Source organism: Magnetofaba australis IT-1, assembly GCF_002109495.1.
Classification (GTDB): Bacteria; Pseudomonadota; Magnetococcia; order Magnetococcales; family Magnetococcaceae; genus Magnetofaba; species Magnetofaba australis.
The window spans coordinates 519,734-539,606 of the sequence record NZ_LVJN01000020.1; the positions used below are offsets into that span (position 1 = coordinate 519,734).

The window sequence follows — 19,873 nt, forward strand, 5'->3', positions numbered from 1 at the left end:
GGAACATCGAGGAGGCCGAGGGGGCGTGGGGGGCCATAGCCCCCCACATCAAACAATCTGACCTCAGCGTTCGCGGAAGGAGTCGTCCATGGAGGAGTGGATCGGTTTGAGGATGTACTCCAACAGCGTCTTGGCGCCGGTGTGGATGCTGGCGGTAATGGTCATGCCAGGCTTGAGCTGGTTCTGACTGGGGTTCTCGCCAATGTAATCCTTCTCCAACTGCACCACGCCCTTGTAGTAGGGCTGGCCGGTCTTTTCGTCCAGGAAGGTGCTGGGCGAGACGCTGGCCAGATAGCCGGTGACGCCGCCATAACGGGCGTAGTCGTAAGTCGCGACCTTCACGGTGACCGGTTGGTTCAACTTGACGTGGCCCACGTCTTTGGGGGTGATGCGCACTTCGGCGCGCGGCATGCCGGTGAAGGGCACCAGTTCGGCCACTTGGCCGCCCGGAGAGACCACGCCGCCGATATTCTTCACCGCCAGCTCCTTGATCAATCCTTTGACGTTGGCGCGTACGGTCAGACGGGCGATGCGATCCTGCAGACGCGGCAGGGTGGCGCGCACCTGGGAGAGTTCGGTGACGGTGGCCTCCAGTTCGCGCATGGTGTCCTGGTGCAGTTTGTCCTGGGTCTCCAGCATTTTTTGGCGCGACTCGGCCAGTTCGGTCAGGGCCAGTCGCATATCGCCCTCGGCGGTGTAGAGGTCGGCGCGGGTGTTGGCGCGCGACTGCTGGGCGCTGAGCAGGGCCAGCTTTGACATGCGCTGATTGCTGGCCAGTTGGCTGCGGATCTGAGTCTCGGCGTTTTGGAAGGCGATCTGCTCTTTATACGCGGTGGCCTGATTGCGCAGTTTGGCCACCTTGGCGCGTTTCTGCTGAATCTGGGTGCGGATCACCGCCAGTTGACTGGCTTTGGAGCGGCGCTGTGAGTCCAGCAGGCTGATCGCTTCGCTGATCAGATGCGGATAAGCGGCGCGAAACTCCGGCGAGAATATCCGCTCCAGCCCCAGGGTGCCCGCCAGCTCGCCGCCCTTCCAACCAGAACAGGGGGAGGTGAGGATTTGGTCGTTCTTCCGCGCGTCCTCGGCCAGGGCGCGATCGGAGTAGTCGCACAGGGGTTCGCCGCTGAGCAGGGCCAGGCGCCCCGCCACCTTGAGCATCAGGCCCGCTTCGCGCGAACGCAGTTGGTTGTACTCGGCAATGGCGTCCTTGGCCACCAGCTTGATGATGGGGTCGCCCGGGTTCACCAGTTGCCCCAGATCCACCAGAATCTCCTCGATGATGCCGCCTTCCAGATGCTGGATGAACTCCACCGGGCCGGAGGGGGCGATCTCGCCGGTGGTCTGCGCCACTTCGTCCATCACCGCAAACGCCGCCCACAGCATGAACGCCAGCACGCTGGTGGAGATGAGCAGCGCCGCCCAACGCACCAGCTTGGATAGGCCGCTCTCCTCCAGAATCACCGATTGCGCCAGAAAACGCTCCTGGCGGCTGCCCGCTTTGATGGGGCCGCCTTTGTCTTCCGGGTTTTCCAACTTTTTCGGCGCCCGTTTGTCCGGCGGCGCGCTTTTTTTGTCTGGCGCGGCCATCAGATCAGATCCTTGGGCAGACGCGGCTCCACTTCAGAGGCCGGTCCCGCCAGTTGCAGATACCCCTTGTCGAGGAAAAGTAATTGATCGGCCAGTTTGCGGTGGCTGGGGCGGTGGGTAACGATGAAGATGGTGGAGTTCCCACGCAGTTTGTTGACCGCGCGCATAAAGGCTTGGTCGCCCTCCCAGTCCAGCGCGTTGCCCGGCTCGTCGAACAGCATGATGGGCGCGTGCTTCAAATAGGCCCGCGCCAGCGACAGCTTCTGCACGAAGCCCGACGCCAGCTGCCCGGAGCGGGCGTCGCCGATGCGGGTGTCGAAGCCGCGCTCGAAGGCGCGCACTTCATCGATCACCGTGGCCATTTCACACGCCGCCTCCAGCTCCTCCTGGGAGGCGGTGGGGTGAGCCAGCCGCAAATTCTGCGCAATGGTGCCGTGGAACAGGTTGCTGGTCTGCGGCACGTAGGCGATGGATTGGCGTAGTTCAATCATGTCCATCTGACGGGTATCGCGCCCATCGATGAAAATACCGCCCGCCTGCGGGTTGTAGATGCCGGCAATGAGCTTGATGAGGGTCGATTTACCCGAGCCGTTGCGCCCCACCGCCACCACCACTTCGCCCGCTTTGGCTTCGAAGGTGACCCCCACCAGAGCCGGATCGGCCTCCTGGGAGTAGCGGATGGAGACCCGCGAGAAAGAGACGTCGCCCTTGAAGCGCGGCAGCGGCACGATCTGCGCGTGGGCTTCGCGTTCCGGTTTGACGTTCATCAGATTGTTGATCTGCGCCACCGACGATTTGATCTGCTCCAAGCGGGTCATGGCGGTGAACAGCGCCTGTAGCGGCGTGAGCACGCGCCACACCAGCACCATGCTGGCCACCAGACCACCCACCGACATCTCTTCGTCCAATACGCGGAACACGCCCCAACTGATGGTGGCCAGACCCGAGCCGACGATCAGAATATGCGAGATGGAGCCCACCGCCGCATTGATGAAGGCGGTGTGAAAGTTGGAGTTGGCGGCCTTGGCCGACAGATCGCGGAAGCGCTCCAGCCAGATATCCTCGGCGCGGGAGTATTTGATGGCGCGCATGGCCGACAGCGCTTCCACCACAAAAGCCTGGCGCTGGGAGGTGAAGCGCCGCGCGCGGGCGCCGGACTGTCCCACCATGGGCGACATGATGAACCACATGGCGGCAAACAGCAGCATGGTGATGAACGGCACCAGCGCCAAGGGACCGGCCAGGGCGTAGATCACCCACAGAATGACGATGGTGAAGGGCAACTCCATGAACACCACCACCAGCGAGCCGGTGAAGAATTCGCGCACTGATTCAAAGTCACGAATCCGCGCCACCTGAGAGCCGATGGTGGCGCGTTCGGTGTAGGCGGGCATCAGGTAGAGGATGCGTTGGAACACCGCGTTGCCGATGATGTTGTCCAGGCGCGCGCCCACGTAAGAGAGCATCTGTGAGCGGAGTTTCCGGAAGCGCCAGTCGAAGAACAGCGCCGCCAGCGCGCCCAACAGGAGATAGGCGAGGGTGGAGAGGGATTCGCTGCCCACCACACGGTCGTATACGGTCATCACATACATGGGCGTGATGATCTGCAGCAGGGTGATGGCGAAGGTGAGGCCAAGGATGTAGTAAAAGAAGCCGCGGAAGCGCTCCATGATCATGCGGAACCAGCCCAAACGCGCCTGGGTCTGCGCCAGCTCCTCCATATCCAGCGCCTGGAAAAAGAAGGCGCGACCGGGGATTTTGCGCATCTCCCAGGTGGCCAACTCGCCGGTTTCGCCGTCGAACACCTCCATCTGGCCATCTGCGATCTCCAGCACCACCAGCGCGCCGCGGTTGTCGGGCACGAACAGGCAGGGCAGCAGGCGCGCGTCGATCTTGTCCAGGCGCACGTCCGCTTCCATGGAGCGGTAGTTGAGGTTGGCCATCATGTTGCGGAAACCGGTCTGGTCCAGGGTCTCCACAAAGTGGGGCAGAGACTCGGCCACGTGGCGCATTTCGCCGCGCCAGCCCAACGCCGCCAGCAGCGGGATCATGCAGGCGCCGAAGTCCGACGCTTTGCCGAACTCGCCGATGATGCCAGTGGTCTCGGGGATCTCAAATTTCTTGGTTTCAATGGTCATGACGCATCGCCTTTATCGGCGGTTCTATTCGGTGCGCCCGTCGGGTTGTCGGCGCTCTTCTGTTTGGCTTCGGCGCGAGCCTGTTTCATCTGCGCCAGGGCCTCTTTGCTCATGCGCCGCCCGCGCGGCTTCATGCCGCTGCGTGCGGCGGGTTTGTCCGTGTTGGGAGTGGGCGCAGCAGCGCCCGGGGGGCTTTGCTTTTGGCCGTTTGCGCCATCATTCAAATTGAGCAGATTGGCCAAGGCGGTCTCATCCACTCCCTGTTCCGCCAGTCCAAGACTCCACAACGCGCTATCCAGATCGCCCGCCGTCTGTTGCGCGGGCTTGGCTTCGGCAGCGGTGGGCTTGCCACCGCTGGCGGCATCCTCTTTTTGCGCAGTGGGAGGCGGCTTGGCTGCTGCCTGCGCAGGTTTGGCAGGCGCAGGTTTGGCAGGCGCAGGTGGCGTCGAGGGCGGCGCAGGGGCCTTGGCCGTGGTGGTTGTTGCTGGCTGAGGCGCGCCGGCTTGCGCCGCCGGCGTCGTGGGTGCGCCGCCGCCTGGTTTGGCTTGCGGCGGCGGATCCTCACGCAGAGTCAGGGTGCCATTCTGCAAATTGTAGACACGGTCGGTCAATTTCAGCCACGAGGGGCGCGGCGTCACCAAAATCAGCGTCGCTTTGCCGCGATAGCTGAACATCACCCGGCGCAGGATCTCATCGCCGGCGCCGTCCACGGCGGCGTTGGCTTCGTCAAACAGAATGATTTTGGGCTGCTCCAGCAAGGCCCGGGCGATGGTGATGCGCTGACGGATGCCTTTGGGCAGGGACTCCTTGGAGCCGTCGTCAATCTGCGTCTCATAGCCCTTGGGCATGTGCGCCATCACCTCCTCGAGCCCCATGTCCTGGATGATCGCCTTGGCCGCGTCGTGATACTCATCGCGGAACATGGTGATGTTCTCCATCAACGTGCCCTGGAACAGCACGCCGGACTGCGGCAGATAGGAGATCTTATCGCGGAAGGAGCGCGGGTCGAACTGTTGAATCGGCTGCCCATCCACCAGGACTTCGCCTTTGGTGGCCTGCAGAGCGCCCATCATCAGCCACAATAGGGAGGTTTTGCCGCTGCCGTTGTCACCGCGAATGCCGATGATTTCGCCCGGCTCTACACGGATGTTCAGACCGTGCAGAATCGGTGGGTGATGGTCGTCAAAGGCGTACTCGACATCGCGCAGCTCCAGCGCGCCTGCAATGGGTTCGATCTCCGGCAGCCCGGGTTTGAACTCCAAGCGCATTTTGAAGATGTCGCTGACGCGGTCGCGGGCCAGGCGGATGGTCTGGAAGCGCGCCCAGATGCCCACCGCCTGCTGAATGGGTCCCATGGCGCGGCCCGAGAGCATGGAGCAGGCGGCCAGACCACCGATGGTCAGCTCATGGTTGATCACCAGGGTGCTGCCCACCGCCACCACGCAGATCATGGTGAGCTGCGAATAGAAGCTGCCCAGTCCTTGGGCGGTAGCGCTCTGCATCACCACCTGGCGAGCGTTGTTGGCGCAGCCCTCTTGCAGACGCTCATAGCGGCGCAGCATCTGCGCCTCCATGGCCATGGATTTGACCGAGTGCATGCCGGTGAGCACTTCGATGATGAAGTTCAGGCGTCGCTCATCGGCGGTCATGCGTCCGCCGATGGCCTGTTTGAGGCGTTTGCCCACCAACCAGGCGGCGATAATGAAGACGGTGAAAATGGTCAGGGTGATGATCACCAGCCCGCCGCCCAGGTGGCTGATAAAGATGAGAAACACCAGTACAAAGGGCAGATCCAGCATCACTTGCAGGCCCTGCCCGGCGTAGAAGTCTTTGAGGGTGCCCAGGGATTCCATGCGCTCCAGATGCACCCCGGAACCGGCGCGTTCGAAGTCGGCCAGATTGGTGAACAACATGCGCTCCATGGCCGAATAGCTGGCCATGTGTTCAAAGCGTGCGCCAATCCACCCGCCGATATAGGTGCGCGCCATCTTCAGCGCTGATTCAATGAGAATCGCCGCCACTACGCCCAGGGCCAGCATCTGTAGGGTGCTGAAGGATTCGTTGGGCAAAATGCGGTCGTAGATCTGCAACAGCGTCAGCGGCAGGGCCAGGCCCAACAGGTTAATCACCACCGAGGTGATCAGCATGTAGGGCAGCACTTCGCGCATCACCGAGAGCGGCGTGAGCTGCTGGGGCCACTCATCTTTGGCGAAAAAGGCGTGGACGCTCATGGAAGCGCCTCGCCGGGGAGAGAAGCGTCGAGGAATTGGCGGCGTGAGCGGAATCGCGGGCACGGCTTCGCACAACGCGCTACAGGCGCGTCATGGGTTATATAACGCCATGAAATAATGGCGCTCCGTAGATCTGTTCTCACTTCGGCCACGGCGTGCTCGAACGAATCAATTGCGGTTGTTGGGGCGTAAATTTTCTGCCTCAACAACAAAATATGGCAAATTTCGCGCCACTGTTTCAGTGCGCAACAATTCCCGGGACTTCCCTTACAGAATCGTGAAAAGCTGGTTGATGCCGGTTGGAATCAGCGCCTCACGATGTTTGTCTTGGCTCGGATCCAGGGTGATCTCCTGACCCCGTGAGCCAGTCAATTCACGAATTTTGAGCAGCATGCCGATGGTGAAGCTGTCCAAATGCTCCAAATCCAGGCGGATGCAAACGCTTGTCTCCTCGGGGATGCGCGCACACACCGCTTTGAGCGCCGAGACGTCGCGCAAAGAGAGTTTGTCGTGAATCGTTAGAATGGTTTCATGTGCAAGGATGTCAAGGGATAACGCGTCGGAGTCGGTGTTGCGCATGGCGGTTGGCCTGGTAAAGGGTCGATGATATTCGTGGCTTGACAGTCATGTGCTACAAGAACAGCCGGTAGACCGGGTTGTCGCTTTCCTCTTCATAGCGGTAGCCCAACTCCGCCAGAAAGGGGGGCAGATTCGCCTCTTCGGCCTGGGGGATCTCCAAGCCCACCAGCACGCGGCCATAGTCGCCGCCATGCAGGCGATAGTGGAACAGCGAGATGTTCCAGGTCTGCCCCATGGCGGTGAGGAACTTGCGCAATGCCCCGGGGCGTTCAGGGAACCAGAAACGGAACAAGCGTTCGTGGCGCGCGGCGTCGGCGCGTCCGCCCACCATGTGGCGCACGTGGGTTTTGGCCAGTTCGTTGTCGGTCAGGTCGACGAAGGCGAAGCCGCTTTGATTGAGGGAGTCCACCACGGTTTGGCGGTCGCCCGGCCCCTCCAGGGAGACCCCGACCAGAATGTGCGCTTGGTCGCGGTCGGAGAGGCGGTAGCGGAATTCGGTGATGTTGTGGCCATCGCAGGCCACGTCGAGAAAGCGGCGCAATGCCCCCGGAGCTTCGGGCAGGGTGACGGCGAACAACGCCTCACGCTGCTCGCCGATGAGGGTGCGCTCGGCCACGTAGCGCAGCCGTTCGAAGTTCATATTGGCGCCGGAGTTGATCGCCACCAGACGTTGACCGGTGGTTCCGGTGTCGCGCACCCACTGGCGCATGCCCGCCAGAGCCAGCGCGCCCGCAGGCTCCAGAATGGCGCGGGTGGCCAGGTAGCCGGTCTTGATCGCCCCACAGATGGCGTCGGTGTTGACGCGAATGACGCCATCCACATGGCGGCGACACAGCTCAAAGGTGAGTTCGCCCACCCGCCGCACCGCCACGCCGTCGGCGAAGATGCCCACCGAGTCCAGATCCACCAATTCGCCATGATCCAACGACTGCGCCATGGCGTCGCTGTCATCGGGCTCGACGCCGAACACTTTGATGTTGGGATCCAGCGCTTTGACGAAGGCGGCTACGCCGGCGATGAGGCCGCCGCCGCCTACCGGCACGAAGATGGCGTCGATGCGTCCGCCGCTCTGGCGCATGATCTCATCGCCGATGGTGCCCTGTCCGGCGATGACCCACTCGTCGTCGAAGGGGTGGATGAAGGTCATGCCGCGCTCTTTGGCCACGTCGGCGCAGCGTTCGGCGGCCTCGGAGTAGTTGTCGCCGTGCAGCAGCACCTCCGCGCCCATGGCCTTGACCGCCTCCACCTTGATGCCGGGGGTGGTCATGGGCATGACAATAAGGGCGTTCAAGCCCAGCTGGCGCGCGCTGTAGGCGACGCCCTGGGCGTGGTTGCCCGCCGAGGCGGCGATGACGCCACGCGCCTTCTCCGCGTCGCTCAGGTGGGCGATGCGATTGTAGGCGCCGCGCAGTTTGAAGGAGAATACCGGCTGCAGATCTTCGCGCTTGAGCAACACGTCGTTGCCCAACTCGCGCGAGAGCAGAGGAGCGGGGTCCAGCGGCGTCTCCACGGCGGCTTCATAGACGCGGGAGGTGAGGATGCGGCGCAGCAGCGGATCAAGCATAAGTCAAAGCGCCCCAGGGGGTCAGAGCAATAAGAAAAGGGCACTATAGCGCGACAGCGCAGGGATGGAAACCGCGCGCCGCGCCTGCAAAAGCGGCGCGGCGCGCGGGTGGTGTGCGGATTAGCCGGTGGAGCCGAGGCCCCCGGCGATGGCGTTGATGGTGAGCAGCAACTCGCCCTCCAGCTCCTCAATGGCGGCGGCGTCGCCGGAGTCGCGCAACGGGCGCCACTGTTTGAGCAGCAACACCTGACGATTGTGCAGGTGGCGCAGGGAGTCGCGGCGTTCAGAGACGCGGCGGCACAGGTCCGGCATGCGTTGATCCAGCGGAGCCTGGAACATCTGCTCCACGCGCTCGCGGCAGCGGTCAAACTCGCTGCGGATCAGGTCCATGCAGCGTTCGCGGATCGCCTCGTCCTCCACCAGAGCGGCGTACTGCTCCATCACTTCGCGGTCAACGCTGGCCATGCTGATGGCGACACTGTTCAAGGCGTAGTAGAGCGGCGGCCAGTCGGTGGCGTGGCTTTCGAGCAGGGCGTAGGCCTCGGGGTCGTCATTGCGCAGCGCCTCCAGGGCGTAGCCCGCGCCGTACCAGCCGGAGAGGAAGAAGCGCGCCTGGCTCCAACTGAACACCCAGGGGATGGCGCGCAGATCGGCGATGGTGCGGGTGCCGCTGCGTCGGCGCACCGGACGCGAGCCGATGCGGCTAGACTCGATGGCGTCGATGGGGGTGGCTTGACCGAAGAAATCGATGAAGCCTTCGGTGTTGATGAGTTGGGCGTAGAACTCGCTGCTCTGTTTGGAGAGGCGATCCATGATCGACGCCAGTTTGTCGGCGTCGCCGCCGCTGGTGGGCCAGGCGGCGGTGGCTCCGGCGGCCCCGGCCGCCAGCATCTCCAGATTGTGGGCGGCGGTCATGCGGTTGGCGTACTTCTGCGCGATCACCTCGCCCTGCTCGGTCAGGCGTAGGTCGTCGCCCAGGGCCTTGGGCGGCAGCGCGCGCAGGAAGCTGTGGGTGGGACCGGCGCCGCGGCTGATGGAGCCGCCGCGACCATGGAAGAAGCGAATGCGCACGCCATACTGCTCACCCACCTTCACCAGCGCCTGCTGGGCGCGATAGAGCACCCAGCGGCTGGCCCAGATGCCGCCATCCTTGTTGCTGTCGGAGTAGCCGATCATCACCTGCTGGATCAGCGCGGTGCCGTTGCGTCGCGCGTGGTAGGCCATGGAGCGCTGGGTCATGGGGTGGGCCAGGAAGGTGGAGAGAATCTCCGGGCTGCGCTCCAGATCCTCGATGGTCTCGAACAGCGGCGTCACCGGCATGGGACAGATGGGACCGTCGGGGGTCTCCTCCATCAACCCGGCCTCGCGGGCGAACAGATAGATCACCAGCAGGTCGGAGACGTCGCGGGTCATGCTGACGATGAGCGCGCCCAGGGCGTCGCCGCCATACAGGCGGTAGTGACGATTGAGGGTGCGGTAGCAGGCCATCACCGTGTGCGCTTCGCCCTCCAGCACCGCTTCGGCGTGGGCGAAGGGGCGCGGCGACTCCAGCTCGCGGTTGAGCAGGCCGCGGCGCTGCGCCTCCGGCCAGGTGGCGTAGCCTTCGCCGCCGCCGCCGCCGATGCGCAGCAGTTCGGTGAGGGCGGAGTCGTGGAATTCGCTGTTTTGGCGGATGTCCAGGCAGGCCAGATGGAAGCCAAAGGCGACGTGTTGGTCGATAATCGGGTCGAGCAGGCGCTCGGCCAGACGATCGGCGCCGATGGCGACCAGGGATTTGCGCATCAGCGCCAGATCCGCCTCCATCTCGCCAGCGCGCTCATACACTCCGGGGGCCGACTCGCGCGCGCCGATGGGCAGCGCCGCCATCATCAGATTGATGAACTGACGCCACGGTTCGGCGCGGTTGCGCGCCACCGCCGCGCGGCCCGCTTCGCCCAGGATCGTCTCCATGGCGTGCAGACGCGCCAGGAAGTCCTCCGGCGGCGGTTGCAGGAAGTCCGACAGGCTCAGGCGCTTGGTCAGCTCCAGCAGGTTGTCGCGGGCCAGGGTCAGCGCATGGGCGCGCAGGTCCATCAAGGTCTCTTCGGTGACTTCGGCGGTGACCAGCGGGTGGCCGTCGCGGTCGCCGCCCACCCACACGCCGAAGGTGACGCGCGGCATCTGCGGCCGCCCGGCCAGGTCGAACGCCGCCCACGCCTCCTCCAGACGCCGCCGCAGGGGCAGCAGCGCCTGCGGGAACACCCCGGCCAGATAGTGCAGCACATTGCTGCGCTCATCGGCGATGGTGGGCTTCTCCAGCAGCACCTCGCCGGTGCGCCAGAGCTGTTCAAGCAGCGCTTTGATGTCGGTGCGCACCTCGCTCTGTTCACGGCGGGTGAACATGCTGTTCTCCAGCATGATCAGGTGCAGATAGAGCTGGCGATGGTGTTCCAGTACGGTGCGGCGTTTGGCTTCGGTGGGGTGGGCGGTGAGCACCGGCTCCACTCGCACTTGCCCCACCGCTTGGCGTATGGCGTCGGCGTCCATGCCGGCGTCGCGCATGCGGGCGAAATTGTACTCCCAGCTGCCTGCGACGTGGTGGGCGTCATTGCCGTCGCGTTTGGTGCGGCGCTGCTGCATCTCCACGTTCTCTTCGGCCATGGCCTGGAGTTGGAACGCAATGGAGTAGGCTTGGGTGAGTTTGGAGGACCACTGCGGCGGCTCCGAGAGCGCGCCGGGCTGACCGATGGGCAGCTGGCGGGCGATCTCCACTTCGCCCAGCTCTTCGAGCAGTTCGCGGAAACACTCCACCAGGAATGTGGGCGCATGAGAGGCGCGGATCAGTTGGGGATCTTGGGCGCTGGTCATGAGTTTGCCTGTCGTTTTGGTTGGGTCGGGCGAACGATACGGGACGTGGCGCGCGAAATGGACTGCATTGCGGCGCGCCGGTACAGCATGAGCCTGACCATGCGTTGAGAGAGCGTCTGGGGCGGCGAGGCTCCGTTCGCCGTGCGCAGATGGACGCTGGCTGCGGAGCGCCGTCAGCCTCCAGGCCGGTGACGCGCCGACAAAGGTAAAGGAAGCCTACGCGTATTGGCAATGTCTTGTGCAAGATTGCGTGCTTGCTCCAGCATTCCGCTTCACCTTTTGGGCGTGGTCACGTAATCTGGAGCCATTGCATCTGAGCGTATTCAGGCGGCGATGCGAATGGCAGGATTTTTTTGTTATAGATTTTAGTAAGTTAGAGCTCATATTGAAAACCAGTTAGAATATGATTGAGCGGTGTTTCCTCCCTGATTGCGCGATATTCGCTTGCGCTGGGAGAGAGTGACATGATGCGCGTTTGCATCTGGCGTTGGTCGTATTTCCTCCTGCTTTTCCTCATCATCGGTTTGTCCTCTCTGTGGGGGGATGCCGCTCGCGCCGACGCGGCGGGTGATTCCAGCGTTGAACGCATTCGCCAGGCCGGCGTCCTGCGCCATCTGGGCGCGCCGTACGCGCGTTTTATCACCGGCGGCGGCGATGGTTTGGATGTGGAGTTGGCGCAAGGGTTCGCCCAATACCTGGGGGTGCGCTATGCGTTCGTGCGCTCCGACTGGGATCACATCATCCCGGATCTGCTCGGGCGCGAGGTTTCGCACACGGAGGATGAGGCGCAACTGGGCGCTGGCGTTCCGGTGCGCGGCGATCTTATCGCCAGCGGTCTGACCGTGCTGGCGTGGCGCACGCGCGTGCTGCAGTTCTCCCCCACCACATTTCCCACCGGCGTGTGGCTCATCGCCGCCGCCGAGCATCCTCTGCATCCCATCGTCCCCACCGGCGACCGCGACGCCGACATCGCCCTGGTCAAGAAGATGCTTGGCGGGGTTTCGGTGTTGACCAAAAACAACACCTGCCTGGATCACACCCTGTATGACCTGGATGTGACCGGCGCGCGCATCCATCCCACTCCCGCCAGCGTTTCGGTCAACGAACTGGCGCCGGCGGTGATGGACGGCATGGCCGAAACCTCACTGCTGGATGTGCCCGACGCTCTGGTGGCGTTGGAGAAGTGGCCGGGGCGGATCAAGGTGATCGGCCCGGTCTCCGGTCCGCAAACCATGGCGGTCGCCTTTCGACCTGAAGATAAGGCGCTGCATGCGGCGTTCGAAACCTATTTCGCCGAGTTGGTCTCCAGCGGCGCCTACCGCCGCATGGTGGAGCGCTACTATCCGGCGATCTTCAGCTACTTTCCCCACTTTCTAGGCCGGTGACGCTGTCATGATGGCGCGTGAATCACTCAATCAATCCGTGCGTGGCCGCACCATCGTTGCGGCGGCGGTGGGAGTGGTGGCGCTATTGGTGATGGCGCTTCTGAACGTTGTCCACGACGCCCAGTGGCAGTTGCGCACGGCGCTGGATGAACAGATTCGTTCGGAGCTGGAGAAGCATGCCGCACATATGGAGTTCGCTTACAAAAACGCGTTGGATGATTTACATCAATTGGGGCGCGATCCGGCGTTGACCAACTACTTTGCCAATCGTGATTTGGGCATGTCGTTGGAGTATGGCCTGCGCATCAGTTTGACGCGCCTGGATCAGGCGTTGCAGCGTTTGGCGCAACGGCTGCCGGAGGCGGGGCGACCCAGCCCGCTGCGGGTGGCGTTAAGCGAAAGTGATGGCAAAATGCTCTCGTTGGCGGGCGCGCCGCTGAGTCCAGCGCAGGAGGCGCTGCTACAGAGCATTAAGTGGGAGAGCAGCGGCGTTTTGGAAAGCCCCATGCAAGCGCAATGGCGGCGTGATGGCGGTCAGATCATGCTGAGCGTTCCCTACCGCTTCAAGAAGCGCCTGGTCGGAACGCTGTCGTTGTGGCTACAACCGGGGTTGAGCGAACTTCCCTACAATGATGCGGATGCAGACAGTGGCATGGGACTGCTGCTGTTTCTGGATGGTCAAGTGGTCGATGGCACGCCGTACGGCTGGGAGTTGGAGCGGGAGTTGCCGTTGGCGGAGCGCGCCATGCTCAATCATGCACGCATGGAGGCTACTCATGTCCACCACTACAACAATCTTCTGGTGACGCATTCGGGGGTGAAAGATCTCCCGTTTGATATGGTTGGCATGGTCTATCTGTCGAAGCGGTTTGGCCATCTGGCCACGCCGGGCTTTTTGACCGGGTTGACGGTTCTGGGCTGCATTCTGGTGGTGGCCGCCTATGTGCTGGCCAAATTGAGCGTCAACAAACTCACGCTGCAGGCGCGCATGCTCGAGGCGCGGCGCAATGAAGCGATGCTGCGTGAAACCGCCGAGATGGCGCGGACGGCGGATCTGGCCAAAAGCGCCTTTATCGCCAATATGAGCCATGAGATCCGCACCCCCATGAACAGCATTATTGGATTGTCGGATCTGCTGGCGGAGACCGATCTGAGTCACGAGCAGCGCGACTATGTTAGGCGCATGGCGCGTTCGGGCCATATGTTGCTGGACCTGATCAACGATATCCTCGATCTGTCCAAAATCGAAGCGGGCCGCATGCCGGTGGTGGCGGAGCCATTCGACCTGTCGCAGTTGATCCAGGATGTGATGGAGATGCTGCAACCCAGCGCGCGCAAAAAGGGCTTGCGCTTTACCTGGGATTGCGCGACCGACGCGCCGCAGAGGGTGATCTCCGACTCCAGCCGCGTGCGTCAGATTTTGGTCAATCTGGTGGGCAATGCGCTGAAATTCACCCGCAGCGGCAGCGTTGAGGTGCTGTTGCAGAGCGCCGAGAGCGATGATGGCGCGGCCAAAGCCCATGTGACCGTGCGCGATAGCGGCATCGGCATTCCCGCCGACAAACGGCAACGAATTTTTGAGCCCTTCTCCCAGGCCGACCCCACCAATACGCGGGAGTTTGGCGGCACCGGGCTGGGGTTGGCCATCAGTAAACGTTTTGTCACCCTGCTGGGGGGCGAGATCTGGGTGGAGAGCACAGTGGGGGAGGGCAGCGCCTTCCACTTCACCTTTGCCGTGAATCTGTCGAATCGGTTGGAGCGGGTGGAGGCGTGTGCGCCGTTGCCTTCAGCGCCTGCAACGAACCCTGGGGCGCAGGCCGCGCCCGTGGTCCTGTTGACAGGGGAGAAGCCGGTGGAGCTGTCTTTGTTGGTGGCGGACGATTCGCCGGATAATCGCGCCCTGCTGCGCGCCTATCTCAAACAGACGCCACACCGCATCGACGAGGTGGATAATGGCGCAGATGCGGTGGCGCGGGTGACCTCGGGCGGGCGCTACGATCTGGTGCTGATGGATGTGCAGATGCCGCGTCTGGATGGCTATCAGGCGACCCAGGCGATTCGCGCCTGGGAGGCCGCGCGTCCGCCCAGAGTTGACCATTGCCCGCGCCTGCCCATCATCGCCCTGACCGCCAACGCCATGGCCGATGACCAGCAGAAGAGCCTGGAAGCCGGTTGTGACGCCCACCTGTCCAAGCCCATTCGCAAAGCCGAGTTGCTCGCCTTTCTGACGCGTTTCACCGCCCGCGTTGACGCGGCGGCGCAAACGGTGTGAAAGGGCTTAGTCCGTCGGCGCAGAGAGGGGTTTGACCCCTATCGCGATCATCCTTGGGGGCGTCATCACGTCACAGATCTCCACCTGCTCCATCCCCTCCATGAACACCTCGCGCACGGCGTCTAAGCCGAATCGATAGTAATCCTTGGGGCAGCGGTGCACGGCGAAGGTGAAGGTGAGATCGCGCGCCAAGGGGATTCTGCGCAGAATGCGAAACCACAATCCCCGGCGCTCCCGATAGACAGGCGCGCCGATAAACAGGCGCCCGCCTGGCTTGAGCACGCGCTTCATCTCGCTGATGGTTTTCCAAAAATAGCGATCATGGTGCAGCGTGGCGTTGCAGAAAACGGCGTCGAATGAGGCGTCCTCCAGCATCGGCATGGCGTTGCCATTGGCTTGGATGAAGTGGATGTCGGCATACTCCCATGGGCCGAGGAGGTTCACCCCCACTTTCTCCGTGGCCCCGCTGAGCGCCTTCATGCACAGCAGGCTCTCGTCTGAGGGCACTGCGCCCACCTCCAATACCCGCCCTTGGATAGTGCGTGCGGCGGTTAATCGCTCAAAATGCGCCATGATTGTTGGGTGCATGAGGCTGGGGACTCCTTGGCAGTCCGTTGCTCCGGCTATGTGGATCGTACTCTTGAGTGGCCTTCAGTCAGCATCAGAGTCGATGTGTGTTCTACAACATGACGCGAGCGGGCGCCGTCCATAAAGTCGCCTCCACGCGGTTGCGCCCACCGGCTTTGGCGGCGTAGAGGTTTTGATCCACGGCTTTAATAAACGCCTCCCGATCCACCCCCGGTCGCGGTAGCGTGGTGGCCACGCCAATGCTGACGGTGACGCAGTCATCGGTTTGTGACGCTGAATGGGGGATCGCCAGCGCGCGGATCTCGTTGCGCACCCGCTCCGCCAGCAGCAGCGCGCCATGGCCATCGGTGTTGGGCAGTACGCAGACAAACTCCTCGCCGCCATAGCGCGCCACCAGATCGGTGGCGCGACCGCGCGCGGCGTCCAGGCGCTCGGCCACCAGGCGTAGACACTCATCGCCTGCGCCATGGCCATAGGTGTCGTTATAGAGCTTGAAGTAGTCGATATCCATCAGCGCCAGGGAGAGGGGCGTGGCGGCGCGCACCGCCAATAGCCAGTGTTGTTCCAGGAACTCCTCATAGCGGCGGCGGTTGGCGATGCCGGTCAAGCCGTCGGTCATGGAGAGCAGCTCCAGCTTGTCCTGCTGCTGCTTCAACTGTACGGCGTTGGCCACGCGCGCCTTGAGAATGGCGGGGATGATGGGCTTGGCCACGTAATCCATGGCCCCCAGTTCAAACCCCCGGGTCTCGTGGGTGACCTCATCCATGGCGGTGACGAAGATCACCGGAATGCGCTGTGTCTGGCCGTTGCTCTTGAGCTTCTGACAGGTCTCATAGCCATCCTGCCCCGGCATGTTGACGTCAAGCAGAACCAAATCGACCTGTTCGGCCAGGGCGGTTTTGAGTGCCTCAGGGCCGGAAGTCGCAGCTAAAATCTCATATTGCTCCGCCAGAATGCCCGCCAGCGCCTTGATGTTGGCGGGGGCGTCATCGACGATCAATATGCGACTGCGCTGGGGTTGTGCGCGCATCAGTGCATCCCTTCCAGATCCAGATTCTGCAGAATTGCATCCAACTCCGCCAACGCGCCGTCATAGTCCAGACGATCCAGCGCGATTTCCAGTGCGGCGGTCTGTTCAGGAGCAAGCGGCGCGCCGAGAAGGTTGGGCTTGAGTTTGGCGAACGCCGCTTCTGCGTCGAATCGACGACCGATGATCAGTTCGCGCAGCGCTTGAAGCTCCGGCGCTGCTTGATCAGCGTCCCATTCGGCCTCCGCTGTGCGTCGTTCAGAGGAGCTGCCCTGCTCTTTGGCCAAATGCAGCAGTTTGGTGATCTCCTGAGCGGTCCGCTCCAGCGCATTTTCAAAACGGGAGAGCTTCTCCTCAACGTCGTCAGCTTGGGATATGAGCGCTTTTTCCAGCGCGCTGGCGTCGTCAAACAGCACGTGGGCTGAGATATTGCCGGCAATGCCGCGCACCCGGTGCGCCATGGCTTGGGCCGCCGTCGAGCCGTCGGGTTGCGTCAGCAACTCGCGGATCGCCTGCGCTGGGGGAATATGGTCATGCAAAAATTCCCGCATCACATTGAGTAGCAGCCCTTGGTTGCCATTGAAGCGCTCCAGCGCGCGCTGGATATGCAGCGTCTTGGTCGGCATCGTAAGGAGGAGATCCGCACCCTCACCCTCACCTTCAAATTCGAAGTCAGGCAGCGCCCCCCCAGGCCGTCGCGGGGGCGAATCCAGCGTGTCATCATATCGTACAGCACGCTGCGCTCAATGGGTTTGGAAACATGACCGTTCATGCCGGCGGCGCGACACTTCTCAATGTCGCTGGCCATGGTGTGAGCGGTCAGACCGATGATGGGCAGGGACTCACAGCCGGGGAGTTGGCGAATGCGTCGGGTGGCCTCATAGCCATCCATTTGCGGCATCTGAATATCCATCAACACGATGTCCGGGCGCTCCGACTCCAGCAGCTTGACCGCAGCGGCGCCATCCTCGGCCTCCAGCGTCTCCACGCCCACGCGGCTGAGCATCTCCTTGACCAGTTGACGGTTCAGCGAGATATCCTCCGCCAACAGCGCGCGCGCGCCGCTGATGCGTTGCGCCACCAGGCGCAGGTTTACCCGCGCCTCCGGTTGGCGCTGGAAGGCGAGGGCGTTTTTACCAAACGCCAGCATGACGCCATTGAACAGGGAGGACGCGTCTACCGGTTTGGTGAGGAACTGTGTTGCTTGCACCCCCGCCAATGCGGCGCGCGCGGCCTCTTCGCCGCCAAAGGGAATCATCGCCAAAATTCGCGGGCGGGCCTCTTTCGGTACGCCCAACGCGGCTTGCCGAGCCGCTCGCGCGCCGCCCATTTCGCTGTCGATGAGCAGCAGTGACCACGGTTTGTCCGACTCTTGCCCGGCGGTGATTTCGCGCACGGCGTGGTCAATGCTCTCCACCCCTACGGCGTCAAAGCCAAATGCCGAGAGCATGCGCAGCACCGCGCCGCGCGCCGCGGGGTTGTCATCAGCCACCAGGGCGCGCTGATGAACCATCTCTTGAGGCAGCAACATGGCGCTGTCCTCTTTGGTGATCTGACGCGGGAAGGTGACGGTAAAGCGGAAAGTGCTGCCCTCTCCCGGCGACGAGGCCACCGCGATGCGACCACCCATGAGTTGGGCCAGACTCTGACAGATCACCAGGCCCAGGCCGGTGCCGCCATAGCGGCGGGTGGTGGAGGCGTCGCCCTGACTAAAGGGTTGGAACAGACGCTCCAGGGTGGCGCCCTCCATGCCGATGCCGGTATCGCGCACAGTGAACGATAGCACCACCTGCTCCGGGGTTTCGCGTTCGGCGCGAATCTGTAACTCCACCTCGCCGGATTCGGTGAATTTAATGGCGTTGCCTATGAGGTTGGAGAGAATCTGCAGCAGGCGAAGGGCGTCGCCGCGCAGGCAGTAGCGCCCCTCGCGGGCAAAGCAGATCACCAGCTCCAGACCTTTGCCGGCGGCCTGGGAGCGGAACATCTCCGTCAGCTGGTCGATGACGTCGCGCAGCATGAAGTCGGCACACTCCAACTCCAGACGACCCGCCTCGATTTTGGAGTAGTCCAGAGTGTCGTTGATGAGGCGCAACAGGGTCTGCGAGGCGCGGGCGATCTTGTTCAGATAGTCCTGAATGCGCGGTTGGGAGGGCAGATCCAGGGCCAATTCCGTCATGCCGATCACCGCATTGAGCGGGGTGCGGATCTCATGGCTCATATTGGCCAAAAACTCGCTCTTGGCGTTATTGGCTTGATCGGCTTGGGTCAACGCCTCGCGCAGTTCCGATTCCAGATGTTTGGCGTGGGTGATGTCGGTGACCATTCCTTCAACAGCGATGAGGGCGCCATCGGTGTTGCGCACCAGCACGTTGCGTTGGTTGCACCAGCGGGTTTGTCCATCCGGGGTGAGAATGCGGTATTCGATGGATGGCGGCAATTTACCGTTGAGTAGATCGCGCCAATAGGTTTCGAACGCCTCCTTGTCCTCTTCGGCCAGGAGATCGCGTATCAGCAGCGGTCTGGCGTAGAAGCTCTCAGGCGAGCGCCCGAAAATACGCATGGACGCGTGGCTCATATATTCGTAGCGCCCCTGCGGCAACTGCATGCGGAAGATGGCGTCCACCGCGTTATCCGCCAGGCGTCGGAAACGGGCTTCGCTCTCAGCGATGCGCTGTTGCGCGACCTTGATTTCGGTGACGTCGTCCAGGCTCACCAGCACCCGGTGTGGACCGTCCCATTGCACCGGCGCGGCGTGCATGATGAACCAGCGCGGCGTCTCCAGCGCGTCACAGCGGAAGTCCAGCGTTTGCCGTTGGCTGCGCTTGCTCATCACCAATTGCAGCGCCTGTGCGCAGGGGGAGTCGTCGCTTTTTGCCTGCTCCTGGTCGGCGTTGGGCTCTGACGTATAGACGCCCAGGCCGCCCATTTGAGGAGATTCCAACAAGCGCGCGCCATCCTGATCCACACCCACGCAGCTCTGCTCGGAGAAGTTGCGCCAAGCGGCGTTGGCGCGCACGATGTGCGCGCTGTCATCCACCACCGCCACTTGCGCGGAGATGGAGTCGAGCACGCTCTCGGTGAAGCGCGCCGAATCCCGCAGTTCACGCAAGCGGCGATCAATCTCCGCCTCCATGGGTTTGACCGTCCAACGGAATAGCGCGTACCACAGCAGCGTGCCCATCAACCCCACCAGCAGCACGGCGAAGCCCGCCAGGTTAAACGCCAGCCGATCCAGCGCGGCTTCCAGTTCGGCGGCGCTCTGGCTCAGGCGCACCGTGACGGTGCGCGCGCCATAGGGGATTTTCCGCTCCACCGTCACCACCCGGCCCAGCGGTGCGGCGCGGCGTTGGGTGTAGAGGTCGCGGCCATTGCTCAGAATCACTGTCAGGGCGGTGATCTCATCGCGCACCTTCAGCCACTGGTCGAGCATAACGCGGGCTTCGGCGTAGTCGCGCCGTAGCAGGAAATCGCCCACGGCGTCGCCCATGAGATCCGCCTTCACCCGCAATCCTTTGATCAGGCCGTCGGTGAGGATCTGTTTTTGATTGGTGTAGATGAACAGGCTGACTGCGGCCACAAACAGCGAGGTGGCCGCCACGATGGTGGCGACGAATGCGAGGCGTTGCTGTTTGTAGCGTGACTCCGCCATGACGCG

The 19,873-nt window shown here is 62.9% G+C and carries 12 protein-coding genes; 2 read left to right on the forward strand and 10 right to left on the reverse strand.

Annotated elements, in window-relative coordinates; genetic code table 11:
* Positions 1-63: 63 nt before the first annotated feature.
* The 6 genes from MAIT1_RS14560 to MAIT1_RS14585 all read right to left on the reverse strand — a co-directional run bounded on the left by MAIT1_RS14560 (position 64) and on the right by MAIT1_RS14585 (position 10,946).
* Positions 64-1,587, reverse strand: a complete 1,524-nt coding sequence (locus tag MAIT1_RS14560) for an HlyD family type I secretion periplasmic adaptor subunit (RefSeq protein ID WP_085444038.1) — start codon at positions 1,585-1,587, stop codon at positions 64-66.
* The gene (locus MAIT1_RS14565; RefSeq protein WP_085444039.1) at positions 1,587-3,725 is read right to left on the reverse strand and encodes a peptidase domain-containing ABC transporter; all 2,139 of its coding nucleotides are present in this window, start codon (positions 3,723-3,725) and stop codon (positions 1,587-1,589) included. The genes MAIT1_RS14560 and MAIT1_RS14565 overlap by 1 nt, the downstream gene beginning before the upstream one ends.
* The gene (locus tag MAIT1_RS14570) at positions 3,722-5,956 is read right to left on the reverse strand and encodes a peptidase domain-containing ABC transporter (protein WP_085444040.1); all 2,235 of its coding nucleotides are present in this window, start codon (positions 5,954-5,956) and stop codon (positions 3,722-3,724) included. The genes MAIT1_RS14565 and MAIT1_RS14570 overlap by 4 nt, the downstream gene beginning before the upstream one ends.
* Before the next feature lie 267 nt (positions 5,957-6,223).
* Positions 6,224-6,535 carry an STAS domain-containing protein gene (locus MAIT1_RS14575; protein ID WP_085444041.1) on the reverse strand — a complete coding sequence of 104 codons (312 nt, stop codon included), beginning with the start codon at positions 6,533-6,535 and terminating at the stop codon, positions 6,224-6,226.
* Positions 6,536-6,587: 52 nt separating this feature from the next.
* Entirely contained in the window at positions 6,588-8,099 is a 1,512-nt protein-coding gene (ilvA, locus tag MAIT1_RS14580; protein WP_085444042.1) for a threonine ammonia-lyase, biosynthetic, read from the reverse strand.
* A 120-nt stretch (positions 8,100-8,219) separates the two neighbouring features.
* Positions 8,220-10,946: a phosphoenolpyruvate carboxylase gene (locus MAIT1_RS14585; protein ID WP_085444043.1), complete on the reverse strand. Its 2,727-nt coding sequence runs from the start codon at positions 10,944-10,946 to the stop codon at positions 8,220-8,222.
* A 464-nt stretch (positions 10,947-11,410) separates the two neighbouring features.
* On the opposite strand from MAIT1_RS14585, the gene MAIT1_RS14590 reads away from it, so the two are divergent.
* A complete protein-coding gene (locus tag MAIT1_RS14590) occupies positions 11,411-12,331 on the forward strand; it encodes a type 2 periplasmic-binding domain-containing protein (RefSeq protein ID WP_198947908.1) in 921 nt (306 codons plus the stop codon).
* A 7-nt stretch (positions 12,332-12,338) separates the two neighbouring features.
* Positions 12,339-14,603: a hybrid sensor histidine kinase/response regulator gene (locus MAIT1_RS14595; protein ID WP_085444044.1), complete on the forward strand. Its 2,265-nt coding sequence runs from the start codon at positions 12,339-12,341 to the stop codon at positions 14,601-14,603.
* A 6-nt stretch (positions 14,604-14,609) separates the two neighbouring features.
* On the opposite strand, the gene MAIT1_RS14600 is transcribed toward MAIT1_RS14595, so the two are convergent.
* The 4 genes from MAIT1_RS14600 to MAIT1_RS14615 all read right to left on the reverse strand — a co-directional run bounded on the left by MAIT1_RS14600 (position 14,610) and on the right by MAIT1_RS14615 (position 19,867).
* The gene (locus MAIT1_RS14600) at positions 14,610-15,191 is read right to left on the reverse strand and encodes a class I SAM-dependent methyltransferase (RefSeq protein WP_085444045.1); all 582 of its coding nucleotides are present in this window, start codon (positions 15,189-15,191) and stop codon (positions 14,610-14,612) included.
* Positions 15,192-15,282: 91 nt separating this feature from the next.
* Positions 15,283-16,221 carry a diguanylate cyclase gene (locus tag MAIT1_RS14605; protein ID WP_085444046.1) on the reverse strand — a complete coding sequence of 313 codons (939 nt, stop codon included), beginning with the start codon at positions 16,219-16,221 and terminating at the stop codon, positions 15,283-15,285.
* Positions 16,221-16,844: a hypothetical protein gene (locus MAIT1_RS14610; protein ID WP_085444047.1), complete on the reverse strand. Its 624-nt coding sequence runs from the start codon at positions 16,842-16,844 to the stop codon at positions 16,221-16,223. The genes MAIT1_RS14605 and MAIT1_RS14610 overlap by 1 nt, the downstream gene beginning before the upstream one ends.
* Positions 16,769-19,867 carry a response regulator gene (locus MAIT1_RS14615; RefSeq protein ID WP_085444048.1) on the reverse strand — a complete coding sequence of 1,033 codons (3,099 nt, stop codon included), beginning with the start codon at positions 19,865-19,867 and terminating at the stop codon, positions 16,769-16,771. Before MAIT1_RS14615 ends, MAIT1_RS14610 begins: the two co-directional genes overlap by 76 nt.
* Positions 19,868-19,873 lie beyond the last annotated feature (6 nt).